Source organism: Bradyrhizobium sp. STM 3809 (genome assembly GCF_000239795.1).
Lineage (GTDB): Bacteria > Pseudomonadota > Alphaproteobacteria > Rhizobiales > Xanthobacteraceae > Bradyrhizobium.
Map to the genome: position 1 here is coordinate 1 of NZ_CAFJ01000058.1, position 17161 is coordinate 17161.

Here is a 17161-nt window from a genome sequence, read left to right on the forward strand (position 1 = left end):
TCCCTGCACCCTCGCTTTGAGGGGGTGGATTGGACCAGCAAGACTCGGACGCGAAAGCGGGTGCGAGAATGCGACGCCGTGCCGGCACGCTCTCATGTCGTCCCGGCGAACGCCGGGACCCAAAACCCCAGGAGCTTCGCATCGAGCGATCTGGAGCCACAGCCGCGCTTCACCGCAAACGCCGCGGAGTATGGGTCCCGGGTCAAGCCCGGGACGACAGCGGAGATTGCGGCGCTTCCTTCGCCATTGACCGCCCTGCCCATAGGCTTATCTCTTGAACATCCCAAAGCAACGGAACTGGACACCGCTGATGACCGCACATTTCAGTAGCTTCGATACCGTCATCGATCCCGTGAAGCTCGACCGCCTCGCCGAGGTGGCGGTGAAGGTCGGGCTGCAATTGCAGCCGGGGCAGGATCTGCTGCTGACGGCGCCGTCGGTGGCGCTGCCGCTGGTGCGCAAGGTCGCGGAGCACGCCTACAAGGCCGGCGCCGGGATCGTGACCTCGTTCTTCTCCGACGAGGAACTGACCTTGGCGCGCTATCGCTACGGTCACGACACCAGCTTCGACCGCGCTGCCGACTGGCTCTACCAGGGCATGGCGAAGGCGTTCTCGGAGAACACCGCGCGGCTCGCGATCGTCGGCGACAACCCGATGCTGCTGTCCGGCCAGGACCCGGCCAAGGTGGCGCGCGCCAGCAAGGCGAACTCCAAGGCCTATCAGCCGGCGCTGGAGAAGATCACCAATTTCGAGACCAACTGGAACATCATCGCCTATCCCAGCGCGTCCTGGGCCAGGCTGGTCTTCCCCGATGTCCCCGAGGAGGTCGCGGTCGCCAAGCTGGCGGACGCGATCTTCGCCGCGTCGCGCGTCGATCGCGAGGACGCCGTGTCGGCCTGGGAGCGTCACAACGCGGTGCTGCGCGAGCGCACCGAGTGGCTCAACGGCCAGCGCTTCAGCGCGCTGCACTACACCGGCCCCGGCATGGATCTGACGATCGGACTTGCCGATGGACACGAATGGGAGGGCGGCGCCTCGACGGCCAAGAACGGCATCGTCTGCAACGCCAACATCCCGACCGAGGAGGTGTTCACGACGCCGCATTGCCGTCGCGTCTCGGGTCACGTCCGAAGCTCCAAGCCGCTGTCCTATCAGGGCACGCTGATCGACGACATCCAGGTCAAGTTCGAGGAGGGCCGCATCGTCGAGGCCAAGGCGTCGAAGGGCGAGCAGGTGCTGAACAAGGTGCTCGACACCGACGAGGGCGCGCGCCGGCTCGGCGAGGTGGCGCTGGTGCCGCACTCCTCGCCGATCTCCAAGAGCGGCCTGTTGTTCTACAACACGCTGTTCGACGAGAACGCCGCCTCGCATATCGCGCTCGGCCAGTGCTACTCGAAATGCTTCGTCAACGGCACCTCGCTGTCACCCCAGCAGATCGCCGCCCAGGGCGGCAATCAGAGCCTGATCCATATCGACTGGATGATCGGCGCAGCCGAGACGGACATCGACGGCGTCCACGCCGACGGCCGCCGCGTGCCGGTGTTCCGCAAGGGCGAGTGGGCCTGATTCGCCCAGCCGGTCGGCGGTCGCATCACGTCGATGAGGCCGCCGACTGCACGAGATCGTGCGTAAAGTTGTTAGTCGTGACCTTGGTCGATGTGAAAGCCCGTAATTCTACTGCGCCCAAAGGTTGAGTATTTCTGACTTGCTCGCATCGGTTAGGCCGCTGTTAAGCAGGATTTCTAAAACTCGACGCTGTTACATAATTCACTCATAGGAAACAGCGATGAGCGCCGCGATAGCGGACCCGGCACCGAGCCGGATTCGATTTGGGCTGAAGAGCCAAATTCTTTGTCTGGGTGTCGCGGGCGTGGCCATGATCGGCTGCTTCTATCTGGCAGGATTGTCGATCGAACGACACAGCCAGCAGACCGCGGATCGCGTGGCGGCCCTGGCCGCGCTGAATGGCGGGATCTGGGAAGGTCTGTTGCAGGCGCGCGGCACCGCGACGGAATTTCTGCAGAAGCCGGCCGACGCCAAGGTCGCAGCGCATGAGCAGATCGTGAGCGCGATCGGCTCGCGGCTCGCGCGTGTCGACGAGATTGCCGCCGCGAACCGCACGGACGAGACGGCGCGCCAGGCCGCCTCGGCGCGCGAGGCCATCGACGGCTATACGGTCCGCTTCGCCAACGTCGTCGCCGCGCAGAAGGTGATCGGCTTCAACGAGAACGACGGCCTGCAAGGCAAGCTGCGCGCCGCCGTGCATGGGATCGAGACCCAGCTGAAGAAGTACGACCAGCCGCGGCTGGCCGTGCTGATGCTGATGATGCGTCGGCACGAGAAGGATTTCATGCTGCGCGGCGATCCCAAATATGGCGACGATCTGCGCAAGCGCGTCGATGAGTTCGGCGCCGAGCTTGCGAAATCCGACCTGCCCGATGCGGTCAAGGCCGAGATCGTCAAGCTGATGGACATCTACCGGACGAGCTTCCTCGCCTATATGGGCGGCCAGACCAAACTGCTCGACGAAGCGGCGGAGCTGACAAGGCACTATGAGAGTATCAGTCCGGCGCTGCACGCGATCCGGTCGGCCGCCGACCAGCGCCTCGGCATCGTCAAGGCTGAGCTCGCCCGCGTGAAGGATACCGTGTTCTGGTCGATCTGCATCACGGTGCTGGTCGCGGCAGCCGCGGCGTTGCTGTTCGGTCGCTGGCTGGCCGCGCCGCTGCTGCAGATGGCGCGCGCAATGGAGCGGCTGGCACAGAACGATCTCGACGTGCAGCTGCAGCCGGTGAAGCGCCGCGACGAGGTCGGCCAGATCTCGCGCGCGCTCGGCGTGTTCCACGGCAAGCTGCTGGAGAACCGCCGTCTCACCGAGGAGCAGGCCAGGGCCAAGGAGATCGCCGAGCGCGAGCGCCGCAAGATGTTTGCGGAAATGTGGGAGCTGCTCGAGACCGATCTCGATTGCGCGGTCGCGGAGGTGATGACCATCAGCAGCGACGCATCGGCCCGCAGCGCCCAGGCGGTGTCGGAAGCGAAGACCATCGCGAGCGAGGCCGGCATGGTGGCGCAGGCCTCGGCGCGCGCCAGCAGCAATGTGACGACCGTTTCGAGCTCGGCGGAGGAGCTGTCGGCGACCGGGCGCGAGATCGCCCAGCGCGCGGCGGAAACGGCCGACCTCGCCAGCCGCGCGGCGCGCGAGGCGCAGCAGGCCGGCTCGACCGTCGCCGCCTTGAGCGACGCTGCCGAGCAGATCTCCTCGGTCGTCAACACCATCGCCGAGGTCGCGGCACAGACCAACCTGCTGGCGCTCAATGCCACCATCGAGGCGGCGCGCGCCGGCGAGGCCGGTGCCGGCTTCGCGATCGTCGCACATGAGGTCAAGGCACTGGCGCGCAAGACTTCGGAGGCTGCCGACGACATCGCCCAGCGCATCGACCGCATCTCCACCGCGACCACGGATTCCACCGCCGTCATCAGCAAGATCAGCGCGGCGATCGGCAGCATCGATGGCGCCAGCGCCGCGATGGCCGCGGCGGCCGAGCAGCAGGAGGCGACCTTGCGCGAGGTGGCGCGCAGCCTGTCGGAGGCGTCCGCCGGCGTCGCCATGGTCGCGGAGAACGTCACCCGGATTTCCGGCCGCTCGAGCGAGGTCGAGCAGCAGACCCAGACCGTGTCGGAGCTCGTGAACGGCACCAACGGCCGGGTCTCCGAGCTGCGCGCCAATCTGATGGTGTCGCTGCGGACCTCGAGCCTCGGCGACCGCCGCTCCGCGGATCTGCGCCGCCCCGTCACCATCGCCGCGCGGCTGCACAGCCGGGGTGGCCATGTCGACGGCACCCTGCTCGACATCTCCGGCGGCGGCCTCCGATTCCGGGCGGCGATGGACATCGTCGGCCTGGCCGAGCAGCAGCAGGTCAAGGTCGAATGCGCATCGTTCGGCACGATCGATTGCGACATCGTTGCGATCGGCAATCGCGACGTCCATCTCAGCTTTCGCGAGCTGGCGCCAGCGCGGCGCGAGGCCGTCGACGCGCTGCTGGCCGCGATCGACCACGCCGACCAGGCGCAAGTCGACGCCGCGCTGGCCGTGGCCGGCAAGATCACGGCGGCAATCGAGCAGTCGATCGCGTCCGGCGAGAGCACCGTCGCGCAATGGTTCGATTTCGACTATCAGCGCATCCCGGGCACCGACCCCGAACAGTTCGAGGCGCCGTTCACCGCGCTCTGCGACCGGCTTCTGCCGCCGTTCCAGGAGGCCGCGCTGGCCGCCGATCCGAACGTCGTGTTCTGCGTCGCGATCGACCGCAATGCCTATATCCCGACGCACAACCGCAAGGTCTCACAGCCGCAGCGGCGAGGCGAGCAGGTCTGGAACGTCGCGAACAGCCGACATCGCCGCTTCTACAAGGACCGCGCCGGAATGGCCGCGGCGCGGACGCTGCACGGCCATCTCGCCCAGCGCTACGAGCGCGACATGGGCGGCGGCGCGGTGATGGTGCTGAAGGAGATCGACGTGCCGATCCGGATCAAGGACCGCCATTGGGGCGGACTGCGGCTTGCGCTCCGGGTGTAGATGAGCGAGCGGCGGGGCGATCGGGAGGAGACAGCAGGCAATGGCGCAGCCCGCAGCGCGGGCCGCGCCTTATCGGGGTTATTGCGACTTCGCCTGGGTGGCCGGCTCCACCGTCACGGTGATCCGCTCGGACATGACCGGCTTGTTGTGCGGAATGTGACTCCAGTCGCCGAGCACGAGCTGCAAGGTATGCTTGCCCGGGGTCAGGTTGACCGAGGCCTCGGTCTGGCCCTTGCCGAAATGCACGTGCTCGGCATCCACCGGGATCGCCTCATTGAGCGCATCGCCCTCGAGCGCGGGCGCGTCGATCAGCAGGTGGTGGTGGCCGGTGTTGGGGGCCTCGGTGCCGGACGGGGCGATGCCCATGCCGGACAGGCCGAAGCGGATCAGGACCGGCGAGGAGACGGTGTCGCCGTCCTTGAGGTTGATGAAGTAGGCCTTGGCATTTTCGGGCGCTGGCGTTTCGCCGGCCATGACGACCGGGGTGGTTGCAAGGGCGGCGGCGGACAGCGTGAGGGCGATGGCGAGGCTCAGTCGGCGCATCCTTCGAAATCCTTATCTCTGCGACGGCGGAAAATCTTTAATGGTGACGGCACGTTGCAGGCTGGGCCAAGCGTCCCGCGGGATGGAATGGCGCATCTTGCAGTGCGAGCAAACAGTAGATCAGAAGGTTTGGCGAGGCCGCGAACAAATTGCGGCGCTCGCGTGATGTTTATAGCGCTGGCGTGGTTGTGATGCGACGGCAGGTCGCGGCGATCAGTTCAAATTTTAACGATCGGGGAAAGCGCCGGTCAGGCGCGTCCGGCTACGGTTGCAGGCCCATGCCGGCTCCCGTCCGGCCATTTCAATCCGTTGCAATTGAGGTTCACGATGTCGCCGTCCTTGATCGAAACCGCCAATCTCGCCGTCGACCTGTCGCCGGCGCCGATCGAGCCGTCCTGGATCATCGAAGGCAATCCGACCGCGACCTCCTGCACCATCGCACGCAGCAGCGACGGCCTCGGCTCGACCATCGTCTGGCACTGCACCGAGGGCAAGTTCAACTGGTACTACGATTTCGACGAGACCATCCTGATCCTCGAAGGCGCGATCGTGCTGGAGAGCGACGGCATGCCGGCGAAGCGCTACGGGCCGGGCGACGTGGTCTTCTTCCGCGACGGCGCGCATGCGAAGTGGTCCGTCGAGGGCCACGTCAAGAAGCTCGCCTTCTGCCTGAAGACGCAGCCCTACGTGCTCGGCCTGGCGGTGCGCGTGATCAACAAGCTCAAGCGCATGTTCCTGACGCCGGAAGGCCGCCGCGGCGCCAGCCTGGCCGGCGCCTGAGGCCATTTTGGTTTGAGCATGATCGTATCGGAAAACCGGTCTCCACTTTTCCGGATCATGCTCTAGACCCCGTCGAGAATGATCACGGTCGGACTCGACGGCAACAGCTCGCGGGACATCTTCAAGGAGCGCTCGATGCGGCGGTCGATCTCGAACTGCTGGCCGATCTTGCGCATGAACTCGTCGAGCGGCGTCGCGAAGCGGTGCATCGGCAGCACCACCGAAGCGCGCAGCCGCTTGGTGATCTCGGAGATGCCGTCGAGCGACATCGTGTAGGTGCCGTCGATCGGCACCATCACTACGTCGAGCCGGCCGATGGCGGCGAAATGCGTCTCGTCGAGCTTGACGTGCAGATGGCCGAGATGGCCGATGCACAGGCCCGCGACCTCGAAGATGAAGATCGAGTTGCCGTCCTTGATCATGTCGCCGCCGAGGGAATCGCTGAAGTAGCGGCGAATATCGGTGGTGATGTTGCGGATCAGCACGTCGCCGATCCGCTCGAAGATCTGCGCCGGCTTGCCGTCCTCGCCCCACCCCCGCAGCACGTGCGGAATGCGCGGGTCGGGCGCCAGCGTGTAGTGCGTCGAATGCGCACGGTTCATGGTGATGACATCGGGCAGCCGCCCGACCTGATAGGCGCCGCTGTAGTCGGTGGCGATGCGGATGCCCATCGGCGTGTCGATGAAGTAGGTCGAATGGCCGGCATAGGTGATCGTCACCTCGTTGCCGGCGGCCGCCGTCCGGCGCAGGCTGACCGGCGTGGCGCGCGGGGTATCGCCGGCCATCGCCAGGCACTCGCTGCTGCGCGGCCCCGATTGCGCCAGCGCGGGCGATGCGAACGAGACCAGGACGGCAAGCAGCGAGACCAGCGGGCGCAGCATGGCGGTTCCTCTTCAACGGCGCGTGTGAGTGTAGCGAGGAATTCCGTTCAGAACTATCCTCCCCGCAACGCCCGACGGACAGGGCTGGCTCGGCAAGCGGGAGGATGGCATGAGTGACCGGGGCGGATCGTCGCAGACGCAGATGATGCAACCGATCAAGGCAGTCGATGCCGGAGTCCTGAGCATCGCCTATGTCGAAAGCGGCCCCTCGGATGGTCCCGTGGTCATCCTGCTGCACGGCTATCCTTACGATATCCACTCCTATGTCGACGTCGCGCCGCGCCTCGCCGATCGCGGCTGCCGGGTCATCGTACCCTATGTGCGCGGCTATGGTCCGACCCGCTTCCGCGACGCCTCGACGCCGCGCTCGGGGCAGCAGGCCGCCATGGGTGCCGACCTGATCGCGCTGATGGATGCGCTGGCGATCCCGCGCGCTATCTTCGCCGGCTATGATTGGGGCGGCCGCGGCGCCTGCATCGGCGCGGCGCTGTGGCCCGAGCGCTGCGCCGGGCTCGTCGCCGTCAACGGCTACCTGATCCAGGACATCGCCAAGGCGCTCAAGCCTGCGCCGGTGCCGCAGGAGTTCGCATTCTGGTATCAATGGTACTTCCAGACCGAGCGTGGCCGCGCCGGGCTGGCGGCCCACCGCGCCGAGATCGCCCGGCTGCTGTGGCAGCAATGGTCGCCGAACTGGCGCTTCGACGACGCGACCTTCGCGCGCTCCGCCGCGGCGTTCGACAATCCCGATCACGTCGACGTCGTGATCAACAGCTATCGCCATCGCTATGGCCTCGCGGCCGGCGACCCCCGCTACGAGGAGTTCGAGCGGCGGCTGGCGGCGCAGCCCGTCATCACCGTGCCGACGATCACGCTCGACGGCGACAGCGACGGGGTGATCCCGGCGACCGACGGCCGCGCCCATGCGGCGAAGTTCAGCAACCGCATTGCCCATCGCGTGATCCCGCATGCCGGCCACAATCTGCCGCAGGAGGAGCCGGCGGCGTTCGCCGCCGCCATCATGGAGCTGCTGCGCTGAAGGGATCAGGACCTTGCCGGGCTGAGCTTCCAGGCCGCGAACAACAGGCCCGCGGTCATCAGGCCGCAGATCACCGCGGCTTCCGGCAGCGCGAGCGCCAGCGCGGCGGTCGCCGCCCAGCCGATCGAGGAGAAGGCCTCGGCGAACGTCGCAAGTCGCGACGCGGTCTGACGGCGCCGGAATTGGCTGCGACGCGCCTGCACGCGGAACCAGAGCTGGATGGCGGTCGAGGAGACCGTGGCGATCAGCACCGCCACCGCCGTCACCAGCGCCTGCCTCGGCGCGACCCAGCCGAGCGCGAGCACCAGCGGCGCGAAGATGATCGCGATGGTCATCAGCACGACCTCGATCTTGGCGCGCACGATGCGCGCTCCCGGCAGCGGCGCCGTCGCCACCAGTTCGGGCGCGTCCTCGCCGGAGATCGTGAGCCAGGCGAGGCCGCCGGCGAGCTGGCCTGCGGCCATCACGATGACCGGCGTGATCAGGATCACCGCCTGCGAGCTGTCCGAATAGCTGCGCCACAACAGCAAGGCCGGCGGCACCAGGTAAAGCAGCTGCATCAGGGTCTGCGAGATCAGCCAGGGATCGCGCCGCAGCAGCATGAATTCCTTGCGCCTGAGCGCCTGCTGCCGCGAGCCGCCGCGAAAGCTGCGGATCTGCGCACCGGCACGGCTGGAAACGCCTTGGGCGGCGGCGCTGATCGCGGTGTCGGCGAAGCGCGGCGAGAAAACCGTCATCACGACGCCGAGCAGCAGCAGCCCGGCGCCGAGCAGGATCAGCAGCGCCTGGCTGTCGCCGAGCGCCGCCCGGGCCGGCAGCCAGACGAGGCTCTCCGGATCGGGCGCGATCGCGGCCGCCGCGTCCGAGGTGAGCACGGCAAAACGCGACAGCGTGCCGTAGGAGACGATCGCCGCGATCTGCAGCAGGATGACGAAGCCGGCACCGATCACGGCGGCGAGGATCTGCGCCACCAGCCGCGTGCGCGCCGGACCGATCAGGCGGAACAGGACGATGGTGATCGCGATCGCCAGCGCCGCGGCCGACAGGCCGACGGCAGCCACCACCACGAAGGCGGCGAGCCAGCGTACGCCCCCCTCGATCAGCAGCACGTCGACAAAGGGCGTCGCCAGCAGCAGCGCCATGCTGGTGACGGAGAATGCGATGGCGGCGATGCGGACCGAGAAAATCTCGGCGAGCCGCACTGGCGAGGACATGATGAGGTCGAGATCGGCGCGGGAATAGAACACGCGGGTGACCGATTCGATCGCCTGCGACAGCATCAGGGCCCAGGACAGCAGGATGGTCGCGGTGATCACGATCAGCTCGGTCTTGCCGAGCGGCGGCCGCAGATCGGCATAGCGGCCGACCACGGCCCAGGCCGGCAGATGCATGATGGCGCCGAACAGCACGAGGCCGATGATCGCTGCGCGGGTGCGGCGGCGCCGGCCGGCGGTGATCATGGCGAGCCACTCCCGCCAGGCGAGCCTGAGCTCGTGGCGGGCGAACCAGGCGAGCGTCGCCGCGCGGGTCATGCCGCGGACTCGACGTCGACCAGCGCGATGAACAGCTCCTCCAGGCTGGTGTCGGTGCGGCCGTTCTGTTGGCGCAGTTCGGCGAGCGTGCCCTCGGCCACGAGCCGCCCGGCGGCGATCACGCCGATCCGGTCGGCCATGCGCTCGGCCACTTCGAGGATGTGCGTGGTCATGATGACGGTGCCGCCACGACGGACGCGCTCGGCAAGCCGACCCTTCACATGACGGGCCGAGACCGCATCGAGGCCGGTCAGCGGCTCGTCCAGGATGATCAGCTGCGGGTCGTGCACCAGCGCGCCGGCGAGCGCCACCTTCTGCCGCATGCCCTTGGAGAAGCCTTCGCAACGTTCGTGCAGATGCGGCTCGAGCCCGAGCGAGACCAGCAGCTCACGCGCCGTCTTGCCCGAGCTCGCGGGATCGACGCCCCACAGGCCGGCGACAAATTCGAGATATTCGAGCGGCGTGAGCTTGTCGTAGATCATCGGCTCGTCGGACACCCACGCCATCACCTGCTTGGCGGCGATCGGATCGCGCAAGGCATCGATGCCGAAGATCGCGATCTCGCCGGCATCCGGCCGCAGCAGCCCCGCGACCATGCGCAAGGTCGTGGTCTTGCCGGCGCCGTTGGGGCCGACCAGCGCGTAGAACTCGCCGGCGCGCACGACGAGGTCGAGCCCGTCGACCGCCGGCCGTTCGAAACATTTGGTTAACCCTCGGACAGCGAGGGCGGAGCTCTCTGGTGTCATGACCGCTCATTCGGTTTGCATCGGCAACTTGGACGCAACTCGTTGCGGCGCGGTGAACGATCTCTCGATCGTGAACGCCAGGAGCCGTTCCACGGCGGAAGTTTCCGGGCGCCCGAACAGGATCGTCGCGCCACAGCCTGGCGCGATGATCCGGACGTGGGGCGATATCGTTAGGACGAGGAGCAGCCTGCATCGCGGCTGTACCTGTACCGCTCCGGCGAGGATGGACGTGACGGACCAGCAGATTGCGACGGCGGCGGGAGACGCCGCTCCAGGCGCAGACGCGCCGCTGTTCCGGCATGCCGTGCGGCTGGCCTCGTTCCCGCGCGGCGGCGTCGCCGCCGTGTTCGGCGCCAGCGGCGGCATCGGTGCGGCGCTGAGCTCGGCGCTCGCCGAGGGCGGCCACTTCAATGCGATCCTCTGCTTCAGCCGGAGCAGCGATCCGGCATTTGATCTCACCGATGAAGCCAGCCTCGCTCGGGCCTCCGAAGCCGTTGCGGCCGCCGGCGACGTCCGGCTCGTCATCATCGCCACCGGCATGCTGCACGAGGGGGACGCGCAGCCCGAGAAGAGCTGGCGCGAACTCGACGCCGCGCGTCTTGCCCGTGCCTTCGCCATCAATGCGACCGGGCCGGCGCTGCTGATGAAGCATCTGCTGCCACGGCTGCCGCGCGCGGGAAAGGCCATGCTCGCGGCGTTGTCGGCGCGGGTCGGCTCGATCGGCGACAACCGGCTCGGCGGCTGGTACGGCTATCGGGCTTCGAAGGCGGCGCTGAACCAGCTCGTGCATTGCGCGGCGATCGAGCTGGCCCGCCGTTCTCCCGACGCGATCTGCGTCGCGCTGCATCCCGGCACGGTGGCGACGCGGCTGTCGGCGCCGTTTGCCTCGGCCAGCGGCGTCGCGCCCGTCGAGGCGGCGCGGCATCTGCTCGGCGTGATCGACCGGCTGAAGCCCGAGAACTCCGGCGGCTTCTACGACTGGCGCGGCATGCCGGTGCCTTGGTGAAGCGACATGCCGAAGATGCGCCGCAAGGCGGATTTGCCGACCAAGATCTGCGCCGCCTGCGGCCGCCCCTTCGCGTGGCGGCGCAAATGGGCGCGCGACTGGGACGAGGTGAAGTTCTGCTCCGACCGTTGCCGGTCCGAGCGACGGCGGGCATCGCCACCCCAAACACCGCGGCCCGCTAATTGAGGAGATCTCGTATGCTCGCCGGCGTTCCCGCATCCATGCGGATCCTCGGACTGGGTGGACTGATTCCCTTTGTCGGCCTCGCGGCTCTGGTGATCGCGGGCCAGGAGCCGGCGCGGCTGATGGCCGTGCACGCCCAGATCGCCTACGGTGCCGTGATCCTGAGCTTCCTCGGTGCCGTGCATTGGGGGCTCGCCGTGCAGACGCCGGCGGCGGCCGACTGGTGGCGGATGGCCTGGGGCGTCACGCCGGCGCTGCTCGGCTGGGCCGCACTGCTGCTGCCGGCCGTACCGTCGCTGGTGCTGCTGACCGCGGCGCTGCTCGCAGCGCTCATCGTCGACGAGCTCTGCTTCGGCGGCGATCGGAGAGCGTGGTTTCTCAAGCTGCGGCGGCTGCTCAGCCTCGGCGCGATCGCCGCGATGCTCGCGACCTTCCTTGCCGTGATCCTCGGTGGGACGCCGGGCGCAGCGTGACGTCGACCTCCGCTGTAGACAGAGCAGCGACGCCTCGGGCAAGCTTCAGCCTCGTTCGCGAGGCGCCATGAACATCCTGCTGCTCAATCCCAACATCCGCTCCGACATCACCGATCTGATGCTGCAGGTCGGCCGCGACGCCGCGGCACCCGGCACGACGCTGATCCCCTGCACCGCGCCGCGCGGGGTGCCCTACATCGCGACACGGGCGGAGGCGCAGATCGGCGGCGCCGTGGCGCTGGAGATGCTGGCCGAGCGCAACGGCACGTTCGACGCCGCGATCATTGCCGCCTTCGGCGATCCCGGCCTGTTCGCAGCGCGCGAATTGTTCGACGTGCCGGTGATCGGGCTTGCGGAAGCTGCGATGCTGACGGCCTGCATGGCCGGACGGCGCTTCGCCATCGTCACCTTCGCGCAGGCGCTCGGCCCCTGGTACGAAGAGTGCGTGCGCATGCACGGGCTGATGGAGCGCTGCGCCGGCATCCGCATGCTCGACGGCAGCTTCAAGCAGATCTCCGACGTGCAGCATGAGAAGGAGGAGCTGCTGGTCGAGCTGGCGCTGCGCGCGGTCGAGGAGAACGAGGCCGACGTGCTGATCTTCGCCGGCGCGCCGCTGTCGGGACTTGCAGCACGCGTCGCGCATCGCATTCCCGTGCCGGTGGTCGATCAGGTGATCGCGGCCGTGAAGCAGGCCGAGGCGCTGCTGGCGCTGAAGATGCGCAAGGCTACCGCCGGGACGTTCCGACGGCCGGCCGCGAAGCCGACGGCGGGATTGCCGCAGGCGCTGGCGGCCCGGCTCGAGCATCGCGACGTGTAGTTGGAGGCGAAGTGTCAGGAGCCTCGTCTCTCTCCCGGCGTCATTCCGGGGCACGCGAGCCCGGAATGACGACGGACAGAGCAGGCCGAACAGCTTCGAGCGTTGAGCTTAGATAGAAAAGCTATCCTCGAATACCGTTCCTACTCTCACTTGTACACAAACCGCCGCCACTGCCTCAAAAGGCGGCACGCTTCTTGCTTTTTCAAACGAATAGAGCAGGAAGCCCATGGCCAGCGTATCGGACGCCAAGTCGCTCGTTCTGGATCGGATCACGCACCGCTTTGCCAGCGGCACGATGGCTGTCTCCGACATCAATCTCGATGTGAAGGGTGGCGAGATCATCGCGCTGCTCGGGCCGTCAGGTTGCGGCAAGACAACGCTGCTGCGGATCATCGCCGGCTTCATCGGTCAGAGCGAGGGACGCGTCATCATCGGCAACGACGTCGTCGATGCGCTGCCACCCAACCGCCGCGCGGTCGGCATCGTGTTCCAGAACTACGCGCTGTTTCCGCATCTCTCGATCTCGGAGAATGTCGGCTACGGCCTCGCCGCGCGCGGCGTCGACAAGGCCACGCGAGCGAAGGAAGCGCAGCGGCTGCTCGACATGGTGCAGCTCGGCCAGTTCGGCGAGCGGCTGCCGCGGCAGCTCTCAGGCGGCCAGCAGCAGCGCGTGGCGCTGGCCCGCGCGCTCGCGATCAAGCCGTCGATCCTGCTGCTCGACGAACCGTTCGCCGCGCTCGACAAAAACTTGCGGCTGGACATGCAGATCGAGGTCAAGCGGCTGCAGCGCATGGCCGGGACGACGACCCTGATCGTGACCCACGACCAGGAGGAGGCGCTGTCGATGGCCGACCGCGTCGCGGTGCTGAGCCACGGCCATCTCGAACAGTTCGGCACGCCCAGCGAGATCTACGACGAGCCGCAGACGCTGTTCGTGAATACCTTCGTCGGCACCGCCAACAGGATGAAGGGCACCGTACTCGCGAGCGATGCGAGCGGCGTCAAGGTCGCCCTGGAGGCCGGGGGCGAGATCATCGCACGCGCACCCACGCCGGTCAGTGCCTCCGACAAGGTCACCGTCTGCCTGCGTCCCGAGCATCTCACCTTCGTCGGCGACGACACGGGTTTTGCCGGCGAGATCGGCATGGCGCTGCCGCTCGGCGCCACCGTCGTCCATGAGATCAGGGCCAAAGACGGCTCGAGCATCAAGATCTCGCAGGCCCGCACCGGCGGCACGCCGCTGCGCGAGGCCGGCGCGGCGGTCCGCGTCGCGCCACTCGCCCCCGGTCTCGCCACTGTGTTCCCGCAATGAACAACCAACAAATCTGGAGTGAAAGATGATGGGAGTGAAACATGTTGCTTGATCGCCGCCGGCTCCTGACAAGCGCCTTGACGCTGGGCGCCATGCACGCCTTCCCGGGCCTGAGCCTCGCGCAGGCGCGGCCGCTGGTGTTCGCGACCTTCACCGGCAGCTGGGAGGAAGCGCATAAAGCGGTGCTGGTGCCCGCCTTCCGCAAAGCCAATGGCGATGCGGGAATCGTGCTCGACCCGATGCTGTCGGTCGACCAGATCGCCAAGGTCAACGCCGCCAAGGCCAACCCGCCGATCGACGTCATGCTGCACGATCCCGGCCCGGCGCTGGTCGCGATCGGCCAGGATCTCGTCGAGCCCTACCCCACCGACAAGAGCACCTATTTCAAGGACCTGATTCCGGAAGCGCAGGACGCCATGGGTCCGGCGCCGTTCTTCCAGGTCGTCGGCCTGACCTACAATCCGGAGACGGTGAAGACCCCGCCGACGTCGTGGGCGGATCTCTGGAAGCCCGAGTTCAAGGGCAAGGTCGGCATCACCAACCTCAACTCCACCCTCGGCACCGGCTGGCTGGTCGAGATCGCCCGCATGCGCGGCGGCTCCGAAGCCAATGTGGACGAGGGCTTCAAGGCGCTGGAGGAGTTGAAGCCGAACCTCGCCGCGGTCGCGGCCAATCCCGGCGCGCTGGCGACCTTGTTCCAGCAGGGCCAGATCGACATCTCGCCCGGCAATTTCAACGCCATCCAGATCCTGAAAGCGCGCGGCGTGCCGGTCGAGTTCGTGGCGCCGAAGGAAGGCGCGATCGCCTTCAAGACCACGATTCACATCGTCAAGAACTCGCCGAACAAGGAGCTCGCCTTCAAGCTGATCGAGGCGGCGCTGTCGCCGGAGGTGCAGACGACCTTGATGAACCCGCCCTATCTGATCGTGCCGACCAACACCAAGGTCGCGATGTCCGGCGAGATCGCCAAGGTGCTGGCCAAGGACACCGCCGAGCTGAAGAAGAAGTTCGTGTTCCAGGACTGGAAGAAGATCAACGAGCAGCGCGCATCCTGGATCGAGAAGTTCAATCGCGACATCAAGATCTGAGCCATGAAGAGCGCCACGACCGCGCCGGGAGACGTGACCAGCTTCAGCCTGGGGCTCGCGCTGCCCCTCGGCTTGGCGTTCGCGATCTTCTTCGTGCTGCCGCTGGCGCAACTTGTTTATCTCTCGCTCCACAACGACACCGCGGCGACGGTGTGGGGGCTCGGCCAGTACGTCAAGTTCCTGACCGACCCCTTCAGCCTCGCCGTACTCGGCTCGACTCTGCTGCTCGGCGCCGAGGTGACGCTGACTTGTCTCGTACTCGGCTATCCCATCGCCTGGCTCTACCAGCGCTCGGGCAGCCGGGTGCAGACCTTGATCATCATGATCGTGCTGCTGCCGCTGCTCACCAGCGTCGTGGTCCGCACCTTCGCCTGGATCGTGATCCTGGGCCGGCAGGGCATCATCAACTCCGTGCTGCAATCGCTCGGCCTGATCGGCACGCCGCTGCGCATGATCTATACCCAGGGCGGGCTGATCGCGGCGCTGGCCCAGGTGCAGATGCCGCTGATGGTGCTGCCGCTGATCACCGCGATCGGCCGGATCGATCCTAACCTGTCCGACGCCTCGGCCTCGCTCGGCGCCGGCAGCTGGCGTACCTTCGTCAAGGTGATGCTGCCGCTGTCGATGCCCGGCATCATCGCCGGCTGCACCCTCACCTACGCCGCGGCGATCACCGCCTTCATCACCCAGTCGCTGGTCGGCGGCGGGCAGATGCTGTTCATGCCGATGTATCTGTATCAGCAGGCCTCGACGTTGCAGAACTGGCCGTTCGCGGCCGCGATCTCGATCATCTTCCTGTTCGCGGTGCTCGCGATCGTGGCGCTGTTCTCGACGCTTGGCCGGCGTGCCCGCGGCTACGGAGACGCGCGATGAGCCGGCGGCAGCGCAACTGGGAGGCGTTGAGCTTCCAGATCGTGATGACGGTGATCGCCATGCTGGCGCTGATCCTGATCGTCTCGCCGTCACTGGTCGTGCTGATCGTCTCGTTCACGTCGGGCTTCTCGCTGAAATTCCCGCCGCCGGGCTATTCGACCCGCTGGTACGTCGAATTGTGGAACGCCTGGCAGCTGCAATTCGCGGCGCGCAACAGCCTCGTAGTCGCCCTGTGGTCGACGGGCCTCTCGATCGTGCTCGGCGTTGCCGCGGCGCTGGCGATCTCGCGCTCCAAGACGCTGACCGCAAAGCTGTTGGACTCGCTGTTCATGTCGCCCCTGGTGCTGCCCGCGCTGGCCTTCGGGCTGGCGGCGCTGATGTTCTTCTCGCTGATCGGACTACCGGTGTCGCTGCTCACGCTGGTGATCGGACACACCATCGTCTGCGTGCCCTATGTCGTCCGCAACACGGTCGCCGCATTGGCGCAGCTCGAGCCGACCTTGCTGGAAAGCTCGGCAATCCTCGGCGCCTCCAGGCTCTACACTTTCCGCCGCATCGTGCTGCCGCTGATCCGCCCCGGCATCATCTCCGGCGCGTTCATCGCGTTCATGTCGTCGTTCGACAACGTCCCGGTGTCGCTGTTCCTGCGCGACGCCGCGACCGACATGCTGCCGATCCGGATGTGGCAGGACCTCGAAGGCAAGCTCGACGTCACCATCGCCGCGCTGTCCAGCGTGCTGATCATCGCCACGGTGGCGCTGATGGCGATCATGGAGCGCACCACAGGACTGTCGAAACGGCTGACGGGGTGATCGACGCGCATGCGGGGGCCTCTTGGTTCGAGACGCGCCGCTTGCGGCGCTCCTCACCATGAGGGTGAATATCTCGCCGCGAAATCGGCCCTCGTCCTGAGGAGCCCGCCGCAGGCGGGCGTCTCGAAGGATGGCCGCACACCCTCAAGCCCCGCGGAAGATCGAATAGCCCCACGGCGTGAACTTCAGCGGCAGATGAAAATGCTCCTCGACCTTGTCGATGGCGAAGCGAAACGGCACTGTGGTGAGAAATTTCGTTTGAGCATTTGCCCCGAAGAACTCGCCGATATGAAACAGCACCTCGTACTCGCCGGCCGTGACGCCGTCGCCCTTGACGACCGGCGCCTGCAAAGTGCCGTCGGCGCCGAGCTGGCCTTCGGCGAGCAAAATGCGGTCGGGCGCGACACGCCAGATGGCGACGCGCAGGCCGAGCGCCGGACGCCCGTGGGCTACATCGACCGCATGAACCGAGATTCCGCCGGCCATCACTTGCTCCGTCGTC

At 67.1% G+C, this 17161-nt stretch carries 17 protein-coding genes; 12 read left to right on the forward strand and 5 right to left on the reverse strand.

Translation table 11 applies throughout. The features are described 5' to 3' along the window. Positions 1-310: 310 nt before the first annotated feature. On the forward strand, positions 311-1567 hold the full coding sequence (locus BRAS3809_RS02575) for an aminopeptidase (RefSeq protein ID WP_008960540.1): 1257 nt from the start codon (positions 311-313) through the stop codon (positions 1565-1567). Positions 1568-1877: 310 nt separating this feature from the next. Continuing rightward, complete coding sequence (locus BRAS3809_RS02580) at positions 1878-4577, forward strand: methyl-accepting chemotaxis protein (RefSeq protein ID WP_240535581.1); 2700 nt, start codon at positions 1878-1880, stop codon at positions 4575-4577. 78 nt (positions 4578-4655) lie between these two features. On the opposite strand, the gene BRAS3809_RS02585 is transcribed toward BRAS3809_RS02580, so the two are convergent. Beyond that, a complete protein-coding gene (locus tag BRAS3809_RS02585; RefSeq protein ID WP_008960542.1) occupies positions 4656-5120 on the reverse strand; it encodes a DUF4399 domain-containing protein in 465 nt (154 codons plus the stop codon). Positions 5121-5447: 327 nt separating this feature from the next. Between BRAS3809_RS02585 and BRAS3809_RS02590 the strand changes: the two genes are divergently transcribed. After that, positions 5448-5900, forward strand: a complete 453-nt coding sequence (locus tag BRAS3809_RS02590; RefSeq protein ID WP_008960543.1) for a cupin domain-containing protein — start codon at positions 5448-5450, stop codon at positions 5898-5900. A 62-nt stretch (positions 5901-5962) separates the two neighbouring features. On the opposite strand, the gene BRAS3809_RS02595 is transcribed toward BRAS3809_RS02590, so the two are convergent. After that, a complete protein-coding gene (locus tag BRAS3809_RS02595) occupies positions 5963-6781 on the reverse strand; it encodes an MBL fold metallo-hydrolase (RefSeq protein WP_008960544.1) in 819 nt (272 codons plus the stop codon). Positions 6782-6890: 109 nt separating this feature from the next. On the opposite strand from BRAS3809_RS02595, the gene BRAS3809_RS02600 reads away from it, so the two are divergent. Next, positions 6891-7817 (forward strand): alpha/beta fold hydrolase, encoded by a 927-nt coding sequence (locus BRAS3809_RS02600; protein WP_008960545.1) that lies wholly within the window; start codon positions 6891-6893, stop codon positions 7815-7817. A gap of 5 nt (positions 7818-7822) precedes the next feature. Here BRAS3809_RS02600 and BRAS3809_RS02605 read toward each other — a convergent pair whose 3' ends face one another. Continuing rightward, on the reverse strand, positions 7823-9349 hold the full coding sequence (locus BRAS3809_RS02605) for a hypothetical protein (protein WP_008960546.1): 1527 nt from the start codon (positions 9347-9349) through the stop codon (positions 7823-7825). Beyond that, the gene (locus tag BRAS3809_RS02610) at positions 9346-10095 is read right to left on the reverse strand and encodes an ABC transporter ATP-binding protein (protein ID WP_035655112.1); all 750 of its coding nucleotides are present in this window, start codon (positions 10093-10095) and stop codon (positions 9346-9348) included. The genes BRAS3809_RS02605 and BRAS3809_RS02610 overlap by 4 nt, the downstream gene beginning before the upstream one ends. Before the next feature lie 229 nt (positions 10096-10324). Here BRAS3809_RS02610 and BRAS3809_RS02615 point away from each other — a divergent pair, with 229 nt between their 5' ends. The 8 genes from BRAS3809_RS02615 to BRAS3809_RS02645 all read left to right on the forward strand — a co-directional run bounded on the left by BRAS3809_RS02615 (position 10325) and on the right by BRAS3809_RS02645 (position 16659). Beyond that, a complete protein-coding gene (locus BRAS3809_RS02615) occupies positions 10325-11101 on the forward strand; it encodes an SDR family NAD(P)-dependent oxidoreductase (protein ID WP_008960548.1) in 777 nt (258 codons plus the stop codon). A 6-nt stretch (positions 11102-11107) separates the two neighbouring features. Continuing rightward, positions 11108-11287: a DUF2256 domain-containing protein gene (locus BRAS3809_RS34580; protein WP_083839034.1), complete on the forward strand. Its 180-nt coding sequence runs from the start codon at positions 11108-11110 to the stop codon at positions 11285-11287. Positions 11288-11298: 11 nt separating this feature from the next. Further along, the gene (locus BRAS3809_RS02620; protein WP_008960549.1) at positions 11299-11757 is read left to right on the forward strand and encodes a DUF3429 domain-containing protein; all 459 of its coding nucleotides are present in this window, start codon (positions 11299-11301) and stop codon (positions 11755-11757) included. 67 nt (positions 11758-11824) lie between these two features. Then, entirely contained in the window at positions 11825-12574 is a 750-nt protein-coding gene (locus BRAS3809_RS02625; RefSeq protein ID WP_008960550.1) for an aspartate/glutamate racemase family protein, read from the forward strand. 226 nt (positions 12575-12800) lie between these two features. Further along, positions 12801-13886: an ABC transporter ATP-binding protein gene (locus BRAS3809_RS02630; protein ID WP_008960551.1), complete on the forward strand. Its 1086-nt coding sequence runs from the start codon at positions 12801-12803 to the stop codon at positions 13884-13886. Between the two features lie 41 nt (positions 13887-13927). Then, positions 13928-14974 carry an ABC transporter substrate-binding protein gene (locus BRAS3809_RS02635; protein ID WP_008960552.1) on the forward strand — a complete coding sequence of 349 codons (1047 nt, stop codon included), beginning with the start codon at positions 13928-13930 and terminating at the stop codon, positions 14972-14974. A 3-nt stretch (positions 14975-14977) separates the two neighbouring features. Next, positions 14978-15847 (forward strand): ABC transporter permease, encoded by an 870-nt coding sequence (locus tag BRAS3809_RS02640; RefSeq protein WP_008960553.1) that lies wholly within the window; start codon positions 14978-14980, stop codon positions 15845-15847. Beyond that, positions 15844-16659 carry an ABC transporter permease gene (locus BRAS3809_RS02645; protein ID WP_008960554.1) on the forward strand — a complete coding sequence of 272 codons (816 nt, stop codon included), beginning with the start codon at positions 15844-15846 and terminating at the stop codon, positions 16657-16659. The genes BRAS3809_RS02640 and BRAS3809_RS02645 overlap by 4 nt, the downstream gene beginning before the upstream one ends. Positions 16660-16803: 144 nt before the next feature. Here BRAS3809_RS02645 and BRAS3809_RS02650 read toward each other — a convergent pair whose 3' ends face one another. Continuing rightward, positions 16804-17145, reverse strand: coding sequence for a hydroxyisourate hydrolase (locus BRAS3809_RS02650; protein ID WP_008960555.1), 342 nt, complete (start codon positions 17143-17145; stop codon positions 16804-16806). Positions 17146-17161: the final 16 nt, after the last annotated feature.

Excerpts from the sequence above, each read along its gene's own strand:
- BRAS3809_RS02635 (WP_008960552.1), top strand. The coding sequence starts at position 13,928 with ATGTTGCTTGATCGCCGCCGGCTCCTGACAAGCGCCTTGACGCTGGGC.
- BRAS3809_RS02600 (WP_008960545.1), top strand. The coding sequence starts at position 6,891 with ATGAGTGACCGGGGCGGATCGTCGCAGACGCAGATGATGCAACCGATC.
- BRAS3809_RS02625 (WP_008960550.1), top strand. The coding sequence starts at position 11,825 with ATGAACATCCTGCTGCTCAATCCCAACATCCGCTCCGACATCACCGAT.
- BRAS3809_RS02650 (WP_008960555.1), bottom strand. The coding sequence starts at position 17,145 with ATGGCCGGCGGAATCTCGGTTCATGCGGTCGATGTAGCCCACGGGCGT.
- BRAS3809_RS02630 (WP_008960551.1), top strand. The coding sequence starts at position 12,801 with ATGGCCAGCGTATCGGACGCCAAGTCGCTCGTTCTGGATCGGATCACG.
- BRAS3809_RS02640 (WP_008960553.1), top strand. The coding sequence starts at position 14,978 with ATGAAGAGCGCCACGACCGCGCCGGGAGACGTGACCAGCTTCAGCCTG.
- BRAS3809_RS02575 (WP_008960540.1), top strand. The coding sequence starts at position 311 with ATGACCGCACATTTCAGTAGCTTCGATACCGTCATCGATCCCGTGAAG.
- BRAS3809_RS02590 (WP_008960543.1), top strand. The coding sequence starts at position 5,448 with ATGTCGCCGTCCTTGATCGAAACCGCCAATCTCGCCGTCGACCTGTCG.
- BRAS3809_RS02605 (WP_008960546.1), bottom strand. The coding sequence starts at position 9,349 with ATGACCCGCGCGGCGACGCTCGCCTGGTTCGCCCGCCACGAGCTCAGG.
- BRAS3809_RS02585 (WP_008960542.1), bottom strand. The coding sequence starts at position 5,120 with ATGCGCCGACTGAGCCTCGCCATCGCCCTCACGCTGTCCGCCGCCGCC.
- BRAS3809_RS02620 (WP_008960549.1), top strand. The coding sequence starts at position 11,299 with ATGCTCGCCGGCGTTCCCGCATCCATGCGGATCCTCGGACTGGGTGGA.
- BRAS3809_RS02595 (WP_008960544.1), bottom strand. The coding sequence starts at position 6,781 with ATGCTGCGCCCGCTGGTCTCGCTGCTTGCCGTCCTGGTCTCGTTCGCA.
- BRAS3809_RS34580 (WP_083839034.1), top strand. The coding sequence starts at position 11,108 with ATGCCGAAGATGCGCCGCAAGGCGGATTTGCCGACCAAGATCTGCGCC.
- BRAS3809_RS02580 (WP_240535581.1), top strand. The coding sequence starts at position 1,878 with ATGATCGGCTGCTTCTATCTGGCAGGATTGTCGATCGAACGACACAGC.
- BRAS3809_RS02610 (WP_035655112.1), bottom strand. The coding sequence starts at position 10,095 with ATGACACCAGAGAGCTCCGCCCTCGCTGTCCGAGGGTTAACCAAATGT.
- BRAS3809_RS02645 (WP_008960554.1), top strand. The coding sequence starts at position 15,844 with ATGAGCCGGCGGCAGCGCAACTGGGAGGCGTTGAGCTTCCAGATCGTG.